This window comes from Lunatibacter salilacus (assembly GCF_009797935.1).
Taxonomy (GTDB): domain Bacteria; phylum Bacteroidota; class Bacteroidia; order Cytophagales; family Cyclobacteriaceae; genus Lunatibacter; species Lunatibacter salilacus.
The window spans coordinates 1-16,948 of the sequence record NZ_VOLC01000033.1; the positions used below are offsets into that span (position 1 = coordinate 1).

15 protein-coding genes are annotated in these 16,948 nt (G+C 41.1%); 8 read left to right on the forward strand and 7 right to left on the reverse strand.

What is annotated here, in order from left to right:
- Nucleotides 1–93: 93 nt before the first annotated feature.
- The 6 genes from FQ608_RS26555 to FQ608_RS26580 all read left to right on the forward strand — a co-directional run bounded on the left by FQ608_RS26555 (nt 94) and on the right by FQ608_RS26580 (nt 5,773).
- The gene (locus tag FQ608_RS26555; protein ID WP_158861547.1) at nt 94–546 is read left to right on the forward strand and encodes an ATP-dependent zinc protease family protein; all 453 of its coding nucleotides are present in this window, start codon (nt 94–96) and stop codon (nt 544–546) included.
- On the forward strand, nt 543–1,457 hold the full coding sequence (gene rimK, locus FQ608_RS26560) for a 30S ribosomal protein S6--L-glutamate ligase (RefSeq protein ID WP_158861548.1): 915 nt from the start codon (nt 543–545) through the stop codon (nt 1,455–1,457). The genes FQ608_RS26555 and rimK overlap by 4 nt, the downstream gene beginning before the upstream one ends.
- 194 nt (nt 1,458–1,651) lie before the next feature.
- The gene (gene hemC, locus FQ608_RS26565; protein ID WP_158861549.1) at nt 1,652–2,587 is read left to right on the forward strand and encodes a hydroxymethylbilane synthase; all 936 of its coding nucleotides are present in this window, start codon (nt 1,652–1,654) and stop codon (nt 2,585–2,587) included.
- A 5-nt stretch (nt 2,588–2,592) separates the two neighbouring features.
- Nucleotides 2,593–3,432: a peptidylprolyl isomerase gene (locus FQ608_RS26570; protein WP_394351691.1), complete on the forward strand. Its 840-nt coding sequence runs from the start codon at nt 2,593–2,595 to the stop codon at nt 3,430–3,432.
- Nucleotides 3,410–4,351, forward strand: a complete 942-nt coding sequence (locus FQ608_RS26575) for an SDR family oxidoreductase (RefSeq protein WP_158861551.1) — start codon at nt 3,410–3,412, stop codon at nt 4,349–4,351. Before FQ608_RS26570 ends, FQ608_RS26575 begins: the two co-directional genes overlap by 23 nt.
- Nucleotides 4,352–4,384: 33 nt before the next feature.
- Nucleotides 4,385–5,773, forward strand: coding sequence for a sodium-dependent transporter (locus FQ608_RS26580; protein ID WP_158861552.1), 1,389 nt, complete (start codon nt 4,385–4,387; stop codon nt 5,771–5,773).
- A gap of 94 nt (nt 5,774–5,867) precedes the next feature.
- On the opposite strand, the gene FQ608_RS26585 is transcribed toward FQ608_RS26580, so the two are convergent.
- Together FQ608_RS26585 and FQ608_RS26590 are read right to left on the reverse strand one after the other, a co-directional pair.
- On the reverse strand, nt 5,868–6,431 hold the full coding sequence (locus FQ608_RS26585) for a bactofilin family protein (RefSeq protein ID WP_158861553.1): 564 nt from the start codon (nt 6,429–6,431) through the stop codon (nt 5,868–5,870).
- Nucleotides 6,432–6,435: 4 nt separating this feature from the next.
- Entirely contained in the window at nt 6,436–7,464 is a 1,029-nt protein-coding gene (locus FQ608_RS26590; RefSeq protein ID WP_158861554.1) for a ParM/StbA family protein, read from the reverse strand.
- Nucleotides 7,465–7,964: 500 nt separating this feature from the next.
- Here FQ608_RS26590 and FQ608_RS26595 point away from each other — a divergent pair, with 500 nt between their 5' ends.
- Entirely contained in the window at nt 7,965–8,570 is a 606-nt protein-coding gene (locus FQ608_RS26595; RefSeq protein WP_158861555.1) for a porin family protein, read from the forward strand.
- 32 nt (nt 8,571–8,602) lie between these two features.
- Here the strand turns inward: FQ608_RS26595 and FQ608_RS26600 are convergent, their stop codons facing one another.
- From FQ608_RS26600 to FQ608_RS26620, 5 genes are all read right to left on the reverse strand, one after another.
- Complete coding sequence (locus FQ608_RS26600; protein WP_158861556.1) at nt 8,603–9,169, reverse strand: helix-turn-helix domain-containing protein; 567 nt, start codon at nt 9,167–9,169, stop codon at nt 8,603–8,605.
- A gap of 101 nt (nt 9,170–9,270) precedes the next feature.
- Complete coding sequence (locus tag FQ608_RS26605; protein ID WP_158861557.1) at nt 9,271–9,855, reverse strand: DUF3244 domain-containing protein; 585 nt, start codon at nt 9,853–9,855, stop codon at nt 9,271–9,273.
- 428 nt (nt 9,856–10,283) lie between these two features.
- Complete coding sequence (locus FQ608_RS26610; protein WP_158861558.1) at nt 10,284–11,465, reverse strand: hypothetical protein; 1,182 nt, start codon at nt 11,463–11,465, stop codon at nt 10,284–10,286.
- A gap of 34 nt (nt 11,466–11,499) precedes the next feature.
- The gene (locus FQ608_RS26615; RefSeq protein WP_158861559.1) at nt 11,500–14,616 is read right to left on the reverse strand and encodes an efflux RND transporter permease subunit; all 3,117 of its coding nucleotides are present in this window, start codon (nt 14,614–14,616) and stop codon (nt 11,500–11,502) included.
- 564 nt (nt 14,617–15,180) lie between these two features.
- Nucleotides 15,181–15,594 (reverse strand): GNAT family N-acetyltransferase, encoded by a 414-nt coding sequence (locus tag FQ608_RS26620; protein WP_158861560.1) that lies wholly within the window; start codon nt 15,592–15,594, stop codon nt 15,181–15,183.
- A 149-nt stretch (nt 15,595–15,743) separates the two neighbouring features.
- On the opposite strand from FQ608_RS26620, the gene FQ608_RS26625 reads away from it, so the two are divergent.
- Nucleotides 15,744–16,868 (forward strand): Gfo/Idh/MocA family protein, encoded by a 1,125-nt coding sequence (locus FQ608_RS26625; protein ID WP_158861561.1) that lies wholly within the window; start codon nt 15,744–15,746, stop codon nt 16,866–16,868.
- Nucleotides 16,869–16,948 lie beyond the last annotated feature (80 nt).

The window sequence follows — 16,948 nt, forward strand, 5'->3', positions numbered from 1 at the left end:
ACACATGAAATCGAGCATGACGAGATCGTCACACAGTGGGATGATTATAATTGCGAGATTCCATCTGACCATTGAAAAAAGAATTATAAACAGATGAAACAAATTATCGGTAGAAAAGAAAAAATCAGTCTTCCGGAGTGGGGCTTAAAGTTGATTACAGCCAAAATTGATACGGGAGCTTATACAAGCGCAATCCATTCAGATTTTGCTCAAGAGGAGACTGATGAAATGGGAAATAAAGTACTTACATTTACAGTCCTTCCAAAACAACATAAAAAATATAACGGCGAGATTATACGTACTACCGATTACACAACAAAAAAAGTAAAAAATTCCTTTGGCCAAGCTGAGGACCGCTTTAAAATAATGACAAAAGTCATCCTTTTTGGCGAGGAATTTGAAGCAGAGTTTACTTTATCCGACAGAACTAACATGAGAAATTCGATTCTTTTGGGAAGAAAGCTCCTAAAAGGTAGATTCGTGGTAGATGTTGACCTTACCTATCAGTCACAAAACACCGCGAAAACCAACCCCAAAAGGTTATGAAAATTGCCATTTTATCCAGAAATCCCCACCTTTATTCCACCCGCAGACTGTTTCAGGCTATAGAAGCAGCCGGGCATATTGCCATGGTGGTAGACCATAGTCTATGTGACCTTGTCATTGAGCAGGAGGGGCCTTCCATTATTTATAAGGGAGAAAAGTTGACAGGTATCGATGCCATTATACCACGAATTGGAGCATCTGTCACCTTCTATGGAACTGCCGTAGTTCGTCAGTTTGAACTTATTGGTGCCTTCTCGGCCGTGGAGTCCCAAGCTATTGTTAGGAGCCGGGATAAGTTAAGAAGCCTGCAGATACTATCCCGAGAAGGATTGGGGATGCCCAAAACCGCTTTTACCAATTTCTCAAAAGGGGGCGAAAAGCAACTTGTAGAACGGGTAGGAGGCGCTCCATTAATTATCAAGCTATTGGAAGGGACTCAGGGATTGGGCGTGGTTCTCGCGGAAACCAAAAAAGCAGGTCAGTCTGTAATAGAAGCTTTTCACGGATTGAAGGCCCGAATAATCGTTCAGGAATTTATCAAAGAAGCCAAGGGAGCGGATATACGCGCCTTTATAGTGAACAATAGAGTCATTGGAGCCATGAAACGGCAGGGAGCCGAGGGCGAATTCAGATCCAACCTCCATAGAGGCGGAAAAGCCGAAGTGATCAAACTTAGCAGAGAGGAAAGAACGGCAGCCCTTAATGCCGCCAAGGCACTTGGTCTTTCGATTGCAGGGGTAGATCTGCTGCAATCCGATAGAGGACCATTGATTTTAGAAGTTAACAGCTCTCCAGGCCTGGAGGGAATAGAAAAAGCCACAGGTATTAATATTGCGGGGAAAATAATCGAATTCGTAGAATCCTCCGTTGAAAAGAAAACAACCAAACGAAAAAATATCCCAGATACATGAAATCGAGCATGAGGAAAACCTCAAACGTAGGGATGATTATCAAAGCGAGATTCCATAGCCTGTCCCGACTAGTCGGGATGACCTTTGAAAAACAAAAAATAAACAGATGAAATCGAGCATGACGCAGGCGACGCACGGAGGGATGATTATAATTGCGAGATTCCATGTGGCAACTGAAAAACAATTATAAACACATGAAACCAATCAGAATAGGGACAAGGGGAAGCAAATTGGCACTGTATCAGGCTTACCACATTTCTGACCTCCTCGCAAAAAGTAATCTCCAATCGGAAATTGTAATCATTGAAACAAAAGGCGACAGGATTTTGGATGTTGCCATATCCAAAATAGGGAGTAAGGGAGTATTTACAGAAGAACTTGAAATCCAACTTGCGGAAGGTGCTATCGATATCGCTGTTCACAGTGCAAAGGATATGCAGTCAAGTCTTCCTGATGGTTTTGAGATTATTGCTTTTACCGAGAGAGAAAAACCCAATGACGTTATCATCAGCGATTCAGATACGATCGCGTATCGGAACAAAAATCAGCCGTTACTATTAGGGACTTCTTCTACCAGAAGGGTTGCCACCTTAAGGCACTACTACCCCCACATTAAAACCGTAGAAGTCCGGGGTAACCTGCAGACTAGAATTGCCAAAATGGAATCTGGCCAATGTGACGCACTGTTGTTGGCGTATGCTGGGGTACATCGAATGGGATATGATCACCTTATTCGGCATGTGTTGGAGCTCGACGAGTTCACTCCCGCTGTAGGACAGGGTTCGATTGCCGTGGAGGCTTCCAGTCAAATGGAAGGTGAATTAAAAGCGTCAATCACAAAAAGCGTGCATCATACTGATACCGGATATTGTTTACAGGCAGAAAGGGCCTACCTAAAGATGCTGGACGGAGGATGCAGTATTCCCATCTTTGGCTTAGCCACATTATCTGGGGATACGCTACAACTAAATGGAGGTATTGTACGTCTAGACGGCAGCGAAAAAATCTCCTTATCTGTATCGGGTGAAAAAATAGATGCGGAAGCAGTCGGCCGGGAATTGGCCCACAAGGTTATAGCTGCAGGTGGAGACGAAATACTAAAAGAAATTAAATCAACATTAAATAAATGAAACACATGCGCGTGAGATACTTCAGGTTCTTGCTCTTAATACTGGTAGTGTCTTGCTCTACTGAAAAAGACTATCTGGTCACCATCCAAACCAGGCATGGGGATATGTATGCGATCCTGTATGATGAAACTCCGAAACATAAGGAAAATTTTATTCAACTGGCTCAAGCAGGCAGGTTTGACTCCACTGAATTTCATCGGGTAATCCCGGATTTTATGATACAGGGTGGAGATGTTTTTGACAAGGAGAATTTGCCCCCAGACCAATGGCACACCATCCCCGCTGAATTTAATCCAGATCTTATCCATGAAAGGGGGAGCCTTTCAGCAGCCCGACAAGGGGATAATATCAATCCTTCAAAAAGCTCTAGCGGCTGTCAGTTCTATGTTGTCCAGGGGAAAATTTATGACGAATTAACCTTGAATACTGATCCCAGAAAATTGCAGGATGCCTTTATGAAGTATCTCCAACTTGAAAGCAACAAGGAACTGAGAGAACAATACTCCCAACTTTTTCAACGGCAGGAATTTGACAGTCTAAACAACCTTATGCTGTCCAAGAAAACTGATCTTGAGAAATTTTTCAGCATAAATTTGGACCAGGAAGACAAAAAAAGAGCCAATCAAATCAAAGCATATACTACTGTAGGAGGGACGCCACATTTGGATGATTCCTATACAGTATTTGGTAAAGTAATCAAAGGGTTGGATGTGCTGGACAAAATAGCAGAAGAGAAAACCGGCCCGGGCGATAAACCTTTAAATCCGGTTATAATGAATGTGAATGTAGTGGAAGTAAACAAAAAGAAGATAACCCAAGAATATGGCTACGAGTACTCAAAATAAAAAGACTGTAATCATTACTGGCGCCAATGGCCTTGTTGGACAAAAATTGGTAGAACAAGGCTCTAAAAACGACCAATTGCATATCATAGCAACGGGAAGGGGAACAAGCAGGCTACACCAAAGTGAGGGGAATTTCATCTATGAATCTGTTGACGTAACCCAATCGGAAGAATTAGCGCAGCTTTTTGCCACTTATTCTCCTGATTTTATCATTCATTCCGCATCTATGACAGATGTAGACCGTTGCGAAATAAACAGAGACCTCTGTTATGAACAAAACATCAACGCAACGGAGCGGATTTTGTCGGAATGTGTACGGCATGACACTCACTTGGTTTTTATATCTACGGATTTTGTCTTTGATGGCAAACAGGGCCCATATGGAGAAGATGATATTCCAAATCCATTAAATTATTATGGCTGGACAAAATTTGAAACTGAAAAAACCATTCAAGAAAGCGATATAGCCTGGACAATCATAAGAACCAACCTGGTATATGGAGTAGGTTACGACCTTACCCGCTCCAATATTGTTCTTTGGGTCAAGAATGGGTTAGAAATGGGGAAAGAGCTTACCTTGGTTGATGATCAGATACGAACACCAACCTTAGCGGAAGACCTTGCTTCTGGCTGTTTACTAGTAGTTGAAAAAAATGCAACTGGTATTTTTAACATCTCCGGAAAGGACCTACTAACTCCTTACGACATGGGTATTTTAACAGCCGAATTCTTTGGGCTGAATAAGAATCAAATTATTCGAACCGATTCATCCCATTTTAATCAAGTAGCCCAACGGCCCATTAGAACAGGTCTACTTATTGAAAAGGCTCAAAAAATATTGGGTTTTGAGCCTAAAAGTTTTGAAGAAGGGATTGCTATTGTTTCAAAACAATTTAATTTAGCCAAAGAAAAATTCTAAACTAATTAATCTTCCTAACCTACATCAATACTCATGCAAAAAGCAAGCAAAGTGCCAGCAAGGGGCCAATGGGGTTCTACTTTTGGATTTATCATGGCAGCTGGCGGGTCTGCAGTTGGCTTAGGCAACATTTGGCGATTCCCTTACATCACTGGTCAAAACGGGGGAGGAGCTTTTGTTTTCGTATATATTATATGTGTCTTACTGATAGGCTTACCTCTCTTACTCAATGAAATAGCACTAGGAAGAAAATCAAGAAAAAACCCCGTGGGTGCTATCCGTGTCACAGGAGGAAATAGGTTTTGGCAGAGTGCAGGGGTACTTTGCGTGGTAATTTGTTTTGCCGTTCTTAGTTATTATTCCGTAATAGCAGGTTGGACAATAGGCTATATATTTACAGAATTGGTCAATATCCCAGTTGATTTTGTTGATTTTGTACAGACCCCCCTGTATGTTATACCGTTGTGCTGCCTTTTTATATTAATCACCATCGGAATTGTATTGGGAGGTGTCTCAGGAGGTATTGAAAAAGCAGCAAAATTTCTTATGCCGCTATTGTTCATCATCATTATATTGATTGCAGCCCGAGCGGTAACACTACCGGGAGCAGGAGCAGGAATAGAATATTATTTATCCCCCGATTTTTCAAAGATAAATGGAAAGGTAATTCTTTCAGCATTGGGGCAGGCGTTTTTCAGCATGTCGGTAGGCTGGGGATTGATGATTACATTTGGCTCCTACTTACCTAAGGAAGGTAACATCATACAATCGTCAGGTTGGATTGCAGGTATGGACACCGGAGTTGCCTTGATGGGTGGATTGATGATTTTCCCGGCCTTATTTGCCCTTCTACCTGGTGTAAGCCCCGATGGTGGGCCCTCCCTTGTATTTAACGTACTCCCAAAAGTTTTCGATGAAATTCAACCGTTTGGGAATATAATTGGTGCCATGTTTTTCGTATTACTATTTGTTGCAGCATTGACATCGAGTATTTCTATGCTGGAGGTGCCTGTTGCTTATTTTATTGACGAAAGAAAATGGAGCCGAAGAAAAGCCGCCTGGACCATTGGAATTGCAGCCATGCTACTATCCATTCCTTCATCCTTGGCTGCAGTAAAGGGTAATTTTTTCAACACATTTAGCTTTAACTTCTTCGGTAAACCAATTTCGGGTTTCTTCGACATGATGGATTTCTTTTTCGGAACTTTGGCAGTTGTGATTATCTGTCTGATGCTCAGTCTTTATACTGGATGGGTGAAGAAGGTAAAGACTTATGCAGATGAATTGAGCAAAGGATCTAATTTTGACGGATTTCCCAAGGTCGCTTGGATGTTTTTTATTAAATGGATCTGCCCTGTGGTGATCTTATTGGTCTTGTTGAATATGGTTGGGGTGTTTGGAGACCCTGGAGAGGGAGGATAAGGAACTATTGCCTCCTATCAAGAATCCTAAACCAAAAAGTGGCGACAGATCGTAATCTGTCGCCACTTTTTGGTTAAATTCAGCTTCCTTCCTTTTACCAGGTCCTTGGAAAATTGGGTTTAAATTCTTCCTTTGAGTTGGAGTCCTCCGTGTAAAAATTTGATTCAACACGCTTTGTCTGCACGGGTTTTTCCACCTCCTTGGTTATTTTGGACTTTTTCTCATCCATAATCGAATAAAGTTCTTCTCTACTTACCGTATTCAGTTTACTTGATTTAGCCGCTGATTTCACAGCATCTCCATCTACGGTTCTAATTAAGCTGTTCAGCTCAGCACCCTTATGGATAAATATTTGTTGTGTAGTGATGTTCCCGGACACCTTAGCAGATGCATAAATGGTAGTTTCCCCTCCAATAAACAGATCACCTACCACCTCCCCACTGATGCTGATTTCCGCCGCAATGATATCCCCGGTTATGGAAGCCTTTTCCCCTACGACTACCTTTTTATCCGTCCGAATACTTCCAACCAAGATCCCATCTGCCCGTATATCACTTTTGGAAATAATGTCTCCTGTGAGCTCAAATCCCAATGACAAAACGGTCACCTTACTTACATTACCTCCATCGTCCTGTTGTTTGTTGGATCCAAATTTCATACGCTTAACCTTCTTTTTCTTGTTTAAAAGTAGTGATAATTGTAGAACTGTTTCCCAAGTCCAGCCCTACAGCCTTGTCCTTTGCGCCACCATTGATGGCAAGGCTATTATAACAATAGCCAATTGAGGCTAATTGTTCAGGAGATTCGGGAACATGTATGTTTAAGAAGCCGTCAAATTCCTCTTTAAACATATTCACTAAATCTGTATAATTTGCCCCACCACCGGCCAGATACAAATCCTGCGACTTCGCAAAATCACGGTCCGTAAAAGCTTTGCGCAACGATGGAGAGATCACGTCTTGGTAATATTGGGTAATTACTTGTTTTCTTAAATCCTTTAAGTCAATCCGTTTACGATTTAATATTATGGTACCCTCACTGAAGTTCTGATCAATTTGATGTTCTGTTTTAAGATCCAGATAGTTGTCTTTTTGCAGCTCCTTGGTAATCAAATTAATAGCATACCGCAATCCGAATGTGGAAACACTGGAACGTTGCACCAATCCACCCTCCGTGCTGAGAATGGCCTCCATCGTTCCGTAACCTAAGCTAATCATAAAGAAATTCTTTGGTGCATCAGGGACTAGTTGCCTAACTGCCATACTGGCTCCTACTACTTCAGGTACAATGGCCACCCGATCTACTTCTACCGCCATCTTTTTACGCCCACCGCCACCGTAGGTCTGTGTATCATATTCAATGATATGTTCGTTTTCAAGAAGCCTATACGCACCCTCCTTAAATACTTGAAAAGTAGAAAACGGGAACCCTGTCGTTACCGTGATCGGGCTACCCAGCTTTTGGGAAGCCAGCAATAATGCCGACTTTAAAAAAATCCTATAATCAACCTCTTCCGGTGAACTGTTAATATTCCGGTGTGGGGAAGTTCCCTCAGAAAGCGCCAATTCTCCTACAAGATATCCCACATTATCGTGATATACCTTTAACCCTGAAACTAAATCCCTAGCTACGTTTCTTAATTCCAAGTTGCTGCTTTCCAATACACTTGGATATTTAATTACTTCTATCATGGATATTTCTCTGTTACGGTTGATTCAAAATTTTAAAAACAAAACACTACTATATCTATCTACATTCCAGACCAAAATCATCCAAAACGGCTGAAATGGGTGATTTAGCCGACTCTCACAAAAATATGGTTAATCTATCAACTTTAATATTTTTTTCAATAAATCTTCGGCCAATGTCTTAACAAAAAAGAAAATTGCCTTCGTCTAATCCTTTTTTTCTGTTAAAATTAAGCTCAATTTCGGATCATACAGCTCAGGAAAGAAATAATTGACAATTAAAGTCATTTTTTTTAGGAAACAATATTTTTTTATTATGTGAAAGATTGTTTCCAAATTATCGTTTAAATATTTAAAATGCAAGACTATAGGTACATTCTTGCCAAGATTTATCTGACTGGTCAAAAATTTGCTGAAAAAAAAATCATTTTGCGGCCATGCTGGCCTACTAATTGTACAAATACACAGTCTCATATTATACCCTTCACCAAACAACCCAATCTATGAATATTATTGTTAAAAGCATTCTAATTGTCGGTTTACTCACTGTAGCAGCCACCTTTAATCAAGTCCATGCACAAGAGTTCTCCATAGGCCCCAAAATCGGTGTTTCGCAAGGGAACGTTCAAGTAAACGGAAGTAATTTTTCTTCAGGTGACTCGAAGTTGGGGTACCATGTTGGCCTTTTTGCCCGTCTGGGAGGAAATAGCATTTACTTTCAGCCGGAAGTATTGTACACCAATACCGGTGGTGATTTCGAAAGTTCCCAAGGAAATACAACGGTCAAATATTCAGCATCTTTTAGCAGGGTGGATGTACCGGTTATGTTCGGATTTAAAATTGCAGAAGTATTTCGCATTCAGGCAGGTCCTGTCATGAGCTTTTTGCTGGATTCTGATCTGAATTCCAACGGACCGGCATTGACACCTCCCGATTATAACAGTGCAACTTTGGGGTACCAAGCTGGTATCGGGGTCGATGTTGGGAACATGATTTTGGATTTCAAATACGAAGGTCCTCTAGGAAAACAAGCAGACAGCAATGCGGGGTTTGCGACTGACCAGCGGCAAAACCAACTAATCCTTTCACTCGGAATTCGCTTATTTTGACAATAGCTATCAAAATGCACTCTCTCGGATAGCTAAAAAAGTTGATCCAGAGAGTGCCTTGGTTTTTCTTGAAGGCGTCTATATTGAGATGGGGTCATTCCACTAGTCTTTTTAAACTGGGCTGAAAGATGTTGCACACTGCTATACCCTAACTTAAAGGATACTTCGCTTAAATTTAATTCGCCATAGCTAAGCCATTCCTTTACCTTCTCAATTTTCAGGTTAATAAAGTATTTTTCAATGGTGATTCCTTCCAAGCTGCTGAATAAATGACTTAATGCTGTATACTCTTCATCCATTGTTTCCGCAAGAAACCGGGTCAAGGCAAAAGATTCCGGGACTTCATCCGCTGACACTACCTCCCTAAGATAATTTTTGATTTTTTCGATCTTTTGTACCTCCTTGTCCAGAAGTAACTCAAAGCCTAGGTTCTCCAACTTCGATGAAAACAAAAGTTGGATAGATGTTTCCAAAGGTCCTTTAAGGTATGCCTTTCCTAAGTGAACACGATCAAAGGGAATGTTCAATTCGTCTAAAACATTTACCACAGCATAAATACATCGGGGACAAACCATGTTTTTAATTCTCAATTCGACCATGTTTGATTAACAACTGTCATATCCCTTTAATTCCTACACAAAAAAAGAGCCCCTACTGGGGCTCTTTGCTCATGTTAGTGGTTAAATAAAATAATTGAATGCTATTTTGCAGAGATGTATTTCCCAAATCCATCTGATTCAATGATCTCGAAAGAGACATTTTTCAAGGAATTAACGTTTTTGAAAGTGAACCGCTTACCGAAGGTCTCCTCGTCAAATTTCTCCTCGTGAATCAACTCGTATCCTTCATAAATACGGACGGTCTTTTCAGTCTGGTCCAAATTCCTAACTAAGAGGGCTATGGTTTTATTATCCAAGACTTTGGTATCTGCGACATAGGTTGACTTTCGTTGTGTCGGTGTTAAATCCACATCGAAAGCTTTAAATGTGTTCCCATTCGGCTCAGAAACTTCAAGGTGATAGTTACCTACCGCCAAGTTAGTCAAATCATAATTTCTGTAAAAAAGCTTTTCCGTATCTATCACATCTTTATAAACTACGGCATTTTGCTCATTTTTGATCGAAACGATCACCTTTCCAACCGGCTGTGTCATATATTTTAGCTGGAATTTACTATCCCCTAGCTTTTCAAGGGTTACAATTGGATCTCCATTTTCGGTGCCTGCATAGACATAGGACCCGAAAGAAACGCTTAGCGCTACTATTGTTGCAATAATTAATCTCATGGTTTTAAATTTTTAAAGGTTTTAAAATAAACTACAAACCTCTTTTTCAGGATTTCCCTGTTAAATTTTCGATTGAGGTTAATTACTTTGGGCGAGTAATTGAATACCTTACGTAAGTATGATACAAATGTAACGGAGAGATTCTTTCATTACAAATAAATCAATCAAAATATTTATTTGTTAACGATTAAATAATATTGAGATGAATTATTGAAAATACAATAATGTTGAATTATCGAGAAGTTAGGTTGTCGAAATTTCAAAATTAAAAAATATAAATTTGAATTATAATAATATACAAAATTTTATTCTTAATTTACTTTGTTTATAGTTATGATAAAAAAATTATCTATCGTTTGGAAATCAACTGCGGTAAAGAAATATTTAGGAAGTTTTTTCAGATTCAGGTTGAAAATTAAACCGATAACCTATTCAATTTCTAACTTGTAAAATAGGTTATAATCCCGTTCCTTTTGAGGGTTTACGTTGTCATTTACATAAAAATATCCCTCAGAATCCCCAAAATCCAATACACCAGGTACAGGCAATTTATCCACGACACCGATCTGTATCCCATCCTCAACCACAATATAATAAGACTTTACGTACTGATCGATTGCCTCCTTGTATTCGGGTAAGTTGTAATATTCCTCCGATAGGGCTCGCAACTGCCGCAGGACATCTCCGGGAATTCGGGTATTGAAAACTATCAGGATTTTTTCCCCCACGTAGCGTATGTCAATAAAGTAAGGGTAATCATTGAACTGATCCTCCGCATTGAATTTTACTGTTGGCAAATCATTAGGCCGATTTTTATGGGAAAGACTAACTGTATGGGTTAGTTTAGGTGTAGCTGATGAATAATCGTATATGAATAATTGTTTTCCAATAGTTGGCAATAGCGCCATTTCATGTTTGCCCTCATGATAAGCAACTATAGGCTGCCCAGCTCCAGCAAATACCCCTTTAACCCTAGGCTCCCAAGACTCTGGAAAACTTTCCAATGTTTCACTCTCCTCCGTATCTAAGTTATATCTGTAAATTACGTTTGCCTGTTTATAATATGCGGTGCCCTCTTCCTGAGGATCGACATCCTGTGAATTAAACAGATTAGGCTCTTTGCCCACCATATAAGCAATTCCATCCTTTTCGAATGGATGAAAAGTAGTCTGGTAAGAAAACACGGACATAGAAAAAAGACCCAAATGGTTATGAGGCACGGTCTTTATCTTCTGACCACTCATATCATAGATGTGATAGCCGTTGTATAGGCCTTGGGCAACCCAGCGGTCTTTCCCTAAAAATCTGTATCCAAAAGCGCCGTTTACACCCACTCCATTTGGTCCATCCTCCAAGACTTCGTACACATCCATTACAGTGCCTTTCCCATCCACCAAATAGGGCTTTCTGGACTTTAACCCGCGCAAGAGGTAGTATCCCGTTTCAGGGGAATAGTCATCCATCACCAATGTATTCAGTTCATCTACCACTAGGCTATCCACTACTTTCACCGATAGCTTTGTGAGGGGGCCCAAATCCTGTTGGGCTTTTTCATTAGAACAGGAGAATAAAAAAACAGACAATAACAAAACGATAATGGCTCGAAACATAAAGTAGGTAAAATTATAACTTATAAACAACACGCTAATTTACAGCGGGAGTTGTGTTTTTTTTCCATAAAAATACCGGCAATGCGAGAAAGACACCCACCAAGCTAAAAACAAGCCCTCCAATCGTGCCAATAGCCAGCGAAAACCAGAAAATTTCCCCCTGACCTTCCATCACAAATGGAATCAACCCGAAACAGGTAGAGAGCACAGTCAGCAATATCGGGGTGGCTTTTCCGGCTACCGCCTTTAATACATTCCTATTATGGGTCCCGAAAGTGCGGTTGTTAAAATCATTGACAATAAATATTGCCGCATTCACAGCCAACCCCCCCAACATTACAAAGGCAGCATACCCTCCCTGGTCAAAATAAAAATCAAACAAGGAAAAAATAAGAAAAAGCCCAATGAATGAAACCGGTATAATGAAAATGATGTAAAACGGCTGCCTGAAATTCTCAAACAAAATCGAACAGATGAAAAATATTCCTACTACAAGTACCAGCAACAAGCTATATTGCCGCTTTGCCCGGTTATAGTCCCACGAATAAGTTTGTTTGGTTGCAGTATACCCCAAAGGCAATACGGACTTAAGTTCCTCCAGCACCTCATCCAAATATTCCCCTCCGAATTTGGCTGATCCCATGTATTCGAATGATACCAGCCGGATATATTGCCGGTCTTCTTTATGAAGGGCGTTGGTGGTCGATTCTTTAGTGAGACTTCCAAAACTTCCAATCCGGAAGATTTCATTTTCCCCAGAGATCAGGCTTGTATTTTCTAAGTCAAACCTGGAAAAGCGCTCCGATTCTCTTTCTCGAATGACTACTCCATATTGACGGTCATCAAAGGTCAAATTTAAAGATTGCCCCTGCGGCTTGGACACATCCCCCAGCGCATTGACCACCCGGTACATGTCAGAACCGGCCAAGTTCATTTTATCCTGGTCAAAGCGGAGAACATATTCTTCTGTTTTTTGCTCTTGCCAGCTTAGTCTCTCGTTCGTATTTACTTCTTGAATTCGCCGGTGCGTGAGTAGCTTTTCAGCTAATCTATCGGATTGTCGTTCCAACTCATTGAAGTTGTATCCTCTAAGCTCTACCCGGAAGGAAGGTATGCCCTCTCCTCCAGGACCGGTAAAGAACCCCTGTCCTACTCCGACGATATTCCACCTTACTCCACTCCAGTCAGTTGACTTCATGGCCAGTTTTCCTTTCAGTTGATAAGGCAAAGCCGACCGTTCATAAGCATCCTTAAAGGTGATTTCTATCCGTGCACTTTGACCGGAATTTACCGTGGTTACAAACTTGTCTATGCCCTCCACACCCTTGAGGAAAGACTCAAACTCCTTAATAATAAAATCCATCTGCTCTAGAGTGTTCCCAAAAGGTAAACCCGCATTCACATACAACCTGGTTCGCTCCGGTTCCCGGTAGGAAGATTTTTCAAACACCCCCCGTACAAACATCCGCATGGAGCCTCCAAGTCCCTTATCTACCCATGGCCGTATTTCCTCCTGATAATAAGTGCTACCTATACTCTTGTTATACCACTCCTGACCTTCCCACTTGGCCGGCAAGTAGAATATCGGCAGGCCAAAGAGTAGCAACAGAAGTGCTAAAAATGATTTTTTATAGCGGGCGGTAAAAGAGATTGTCCGACTAAATATCCGGAATGCTTTTGCCCGCTTCCTGAGCTGTGCAAGGCTGAGTTTCCTGCCCATGCGCATTTTGTCCTTAAACAACAGCTGATACATTGCGGGAGTGAACAATAATGCGACAATCAATGATACGGCTAACATCACGGCAACAACTACTGAAAATTCCCCCAGGTTCTTCCGGTCTTCCTCAGGAAGTAAAAATACCATAAGCAGGGCAGCAATCGTAGTCAAGGAAGCGGCCAGCAAAGCAAGAAAAACTTTTCTGTTTTTATGCTTATGCAAATGGTCGATCATGATTATTGCATTATCTACGATCAACCCGAATGAGATCGTCAACCCCGCCAATGAATACATATGAATATCAACCTTTAATAAATAAAGGATGATTGCCGTCAGGCTAAGATTTACGATTATCCCTAAAAACAGCGTAGTTAAATATCGCAGGTTGCGGTTGACTAAAAAAATAAAGACAATCAAAATCAGGATGGATAAACCAGAGCGCTTGTAAATTTTGTGTAATTCCTTGGCTAAAAACTCCGTATCGTCTCGTTCAAGCCTTACATCAAATCCCGCCGGCAACAAACTCGCATTTTCAGAGATAGTATTTTTAATTTGTTGAGCCAATATCACTTTATTCACTCCATCTCTACTGTAGACGGCAAGGGTTACGGAGTTATTCCCGTTGATCCTAAAATAATTGGTTGCCTCCGCTTCTTCTATGGAGATTGCGGCCAAGTCCTTTAAATATAGATCTTTGCCACCGTGCGTACCTACATGCAAATTTTCAAGCTGTTCCATCGAGGTGAGGGAACGGTCTACCCGCAGAAAAAGAGATTCCCCCGAAGTATTCAGTACCAATCCGGGATATTGGACTCCAAAGGCACTGTTGATTTTGCTTGTTAAAGAGCTTCTGGAAAAATTAAGCGCCTGAAGCTTCTTAATGTCGTATGTAATAAACAGATTTAGATTGTTTGCACCCCGCACCTCTATTTCTTCTATTTCCACAATCTGGTTTAAAGCGGACTTAAGAATGTCCTCTGTCACTTTTTTGATTTCAAAGGATGCGAAAGGACCGTTGATGCTGAAGGTGAGGATAGGTGATTTTTCACTGACATTACGCTGGGCACTTTGTGAGACGATCGGATACGAAACCTTTCTGTCCATCGAGGGATAAACCTGCCGGATAAGGGAGGCAACTTCGAACTTTTTGTATTCCATGTCCGTCTCCTTGTCGAAACGCAGCGTGATGCTCCCCCCGTTATAATTGGAAACCGAATTGATCTTTTTGAGCTCCGACAATTGGGAAAATACACCTTCCAAGGGGGAGGTTCCTAACTTCTCCACCAACTCAGGTGAGGAACCATTCACGCCAAATGAAATCTGTAATACCGGTTCCCTGTCTCTGGGATTTAGATCTACGGACAACTTGGGCACCAAGGCAAATCCAATAATGGAAACGACAAAAAAAGCGATGACAAGGCGGAACGGAGACATAGTCGGTTAGTTGTCGGTGTTGAAAATATTGTAAATAGTAACCTTTTCCATAAATTATGAATACTACAACCCTTAAAACTAAAAAAATAATATTTAAATCAAAAAGTTCCGTTGTTAATTTTAATGATTGAAACACAGAATTAACATTGTATTAAAATATAAGGCCCACAAGGGAGCCTTATAAGTATAAATATAAGAAATAACGATCAGATTCATTTTGGCCGCATCAACCATAATACCCCACTCCCTTACCGTCAAAACCCGTGTCCGGTTAGTCTGCCATCCAGATTTGGAACTCACCGTTTTTTCAGCTCTGAAAAAACTCTTACAACAAGACAAAAAATTCGCTCAAATCAGCTTAATCCGCCAAATCCGTGTTCTATTGGACAATTCTATTACGACATCAAGAGAGCATAAATTAACAGGTCCGGTTTCGAAGGGAAAGTATGGCTTATTCAACGTTCGGCACTGCGAAAAATAAACCAACCCATTGCTTCAAATCAAAGCCTCCACTATTGAACACCACTTGCTTCTAAAATTTCCCACTTACGGAAACATTCCTTCCTATTTCAAATTATCCAGCTCCTCCAATATATAGCAATGCTCATGGCGGGTCATTCCAATCTTCGGATAATAAGCGATGGCCTTGGGTGCCGACAATAAAATCAATTTAGCCAACGGAGCGGCCTTTTTGGTCTCCCGGATTAAAACCTTACCGATACCCTTTTTTTGATAGGCTTCATCGACAGCTAGGTCAGATAGATAGGTACAGAAGCTAAAGTCTGACAAGGATCTGGAAACACCCACCAGAAGCTCTCCGTCTCGGGCTGTCACAATAAGATTGGCGTGCTTGAGCATGGCCTTTAGCCGTTCCACATCATCAACGGGTCTCCTTTCCCCCAAGGTGGATCGTTTTAATAGCGACACAAACTCATCAAGAGCCAGTTCCGTTTCGATTTGGTAGCGGATATTTTCCATAAACTAGGCGAATACTTCTAAATTTTAATGTCCGGTGAAGTTAATCATTTGAATTAAAACTAATATATTGCAGGTACGGGATTTAAAAAATACCCGCAATCTACGGATCTAAATCAGTGAGTTACATCTAACCTAAAACCAAAACACCTATGAAATCCAGACGTAATTTTTTACAGAAACTTACTCTTTCAGCCGTTTCTCTCCCCTTGGTATCGTCCCTGCAGGCCAAAGACGCTCACTTTTGGGCGGATTCGGCAGATTACCAGGGACCAGTACTACGTGTAGCCATTATGGGCCTGGGGAGCTATGGAACCCGCGTGGCAGAAGCGATGAAGGATTGCAAAAAAGCCAAATTAGTTGGCGTAATAAGCGGAACTCCATCAAAAATTACGGAATGGCAATCCAAATATAATATTCCTGAAAAAAACTGTTATAACTACGAGAACTTCGATGCCATAAAGGATAATCCGGATATTGATGCCGTGTATGTCATTACCCCAAATTCCCTACATAAAGACCAGGTAATCCGAGTAGCCCAGGCTGGAAAACATGCAATTTGCGAAAAGCCCATGGGATTAAATGCCAAGGAGGGTAGAGAAATGATAGAAGCATGCAAAAAAGCCAACGTACACCTGCTGGTTGGCTACAGAATGCATTTTGAAGCCAATACCCTCGAAATCATCCGTATGAGAAACGAGGGTGAGCTGGGCAAAGTGCTGTTTTTCCAAGGACTCAGCGGTTTTAAGATTGGAGATCCCACTCAATGGCGTCTCAATAAAGAATTGGCAGGAGGTGGTTCCATGATGGACATTGGGATTTATTCTGTCAATGGTGCCCGGTATATGGTCGGTGAAGAACCCATTTGGGTTACCGCGCAGGAGACCAAAACTGATCCAGTAAAATTCAAGGAGGGAGTGGATGAAACCATTCAGTTCCAGTTTGGATTCCCAGGCGGTGCAGTGGCTTCTTGCCTATCCACCTATAGCATGGGGAACTTGGATCGGTTTTTTCTAAATGGAGACAAGGGATATGCGGAACTGCAACCTTCCACAGGCTATGGGCCAATCAAGGGAAGAACCCACAAGGGTCCGCTCGAAAAACCTCACGTAACGCATCAGACCGTGCAGATGGATGAGATGTCAGATATTATCTTGGCAGGCAAAAAACCTCAAGTACCTGTAGACGGGGAAGAAGGGTTGAAAGATTTGATCATCATAGACGCAATTTATAAGGCAGTAAAGACTGGTAAAAAAGTCCCCCTGAAAATTGTGTGAGTAAAAAACTATTTAGGCTGTTCTATTTCTAGGACAGCCTTTTTTGATATTAAACATTACATAAGTAGTATATTTTTAAT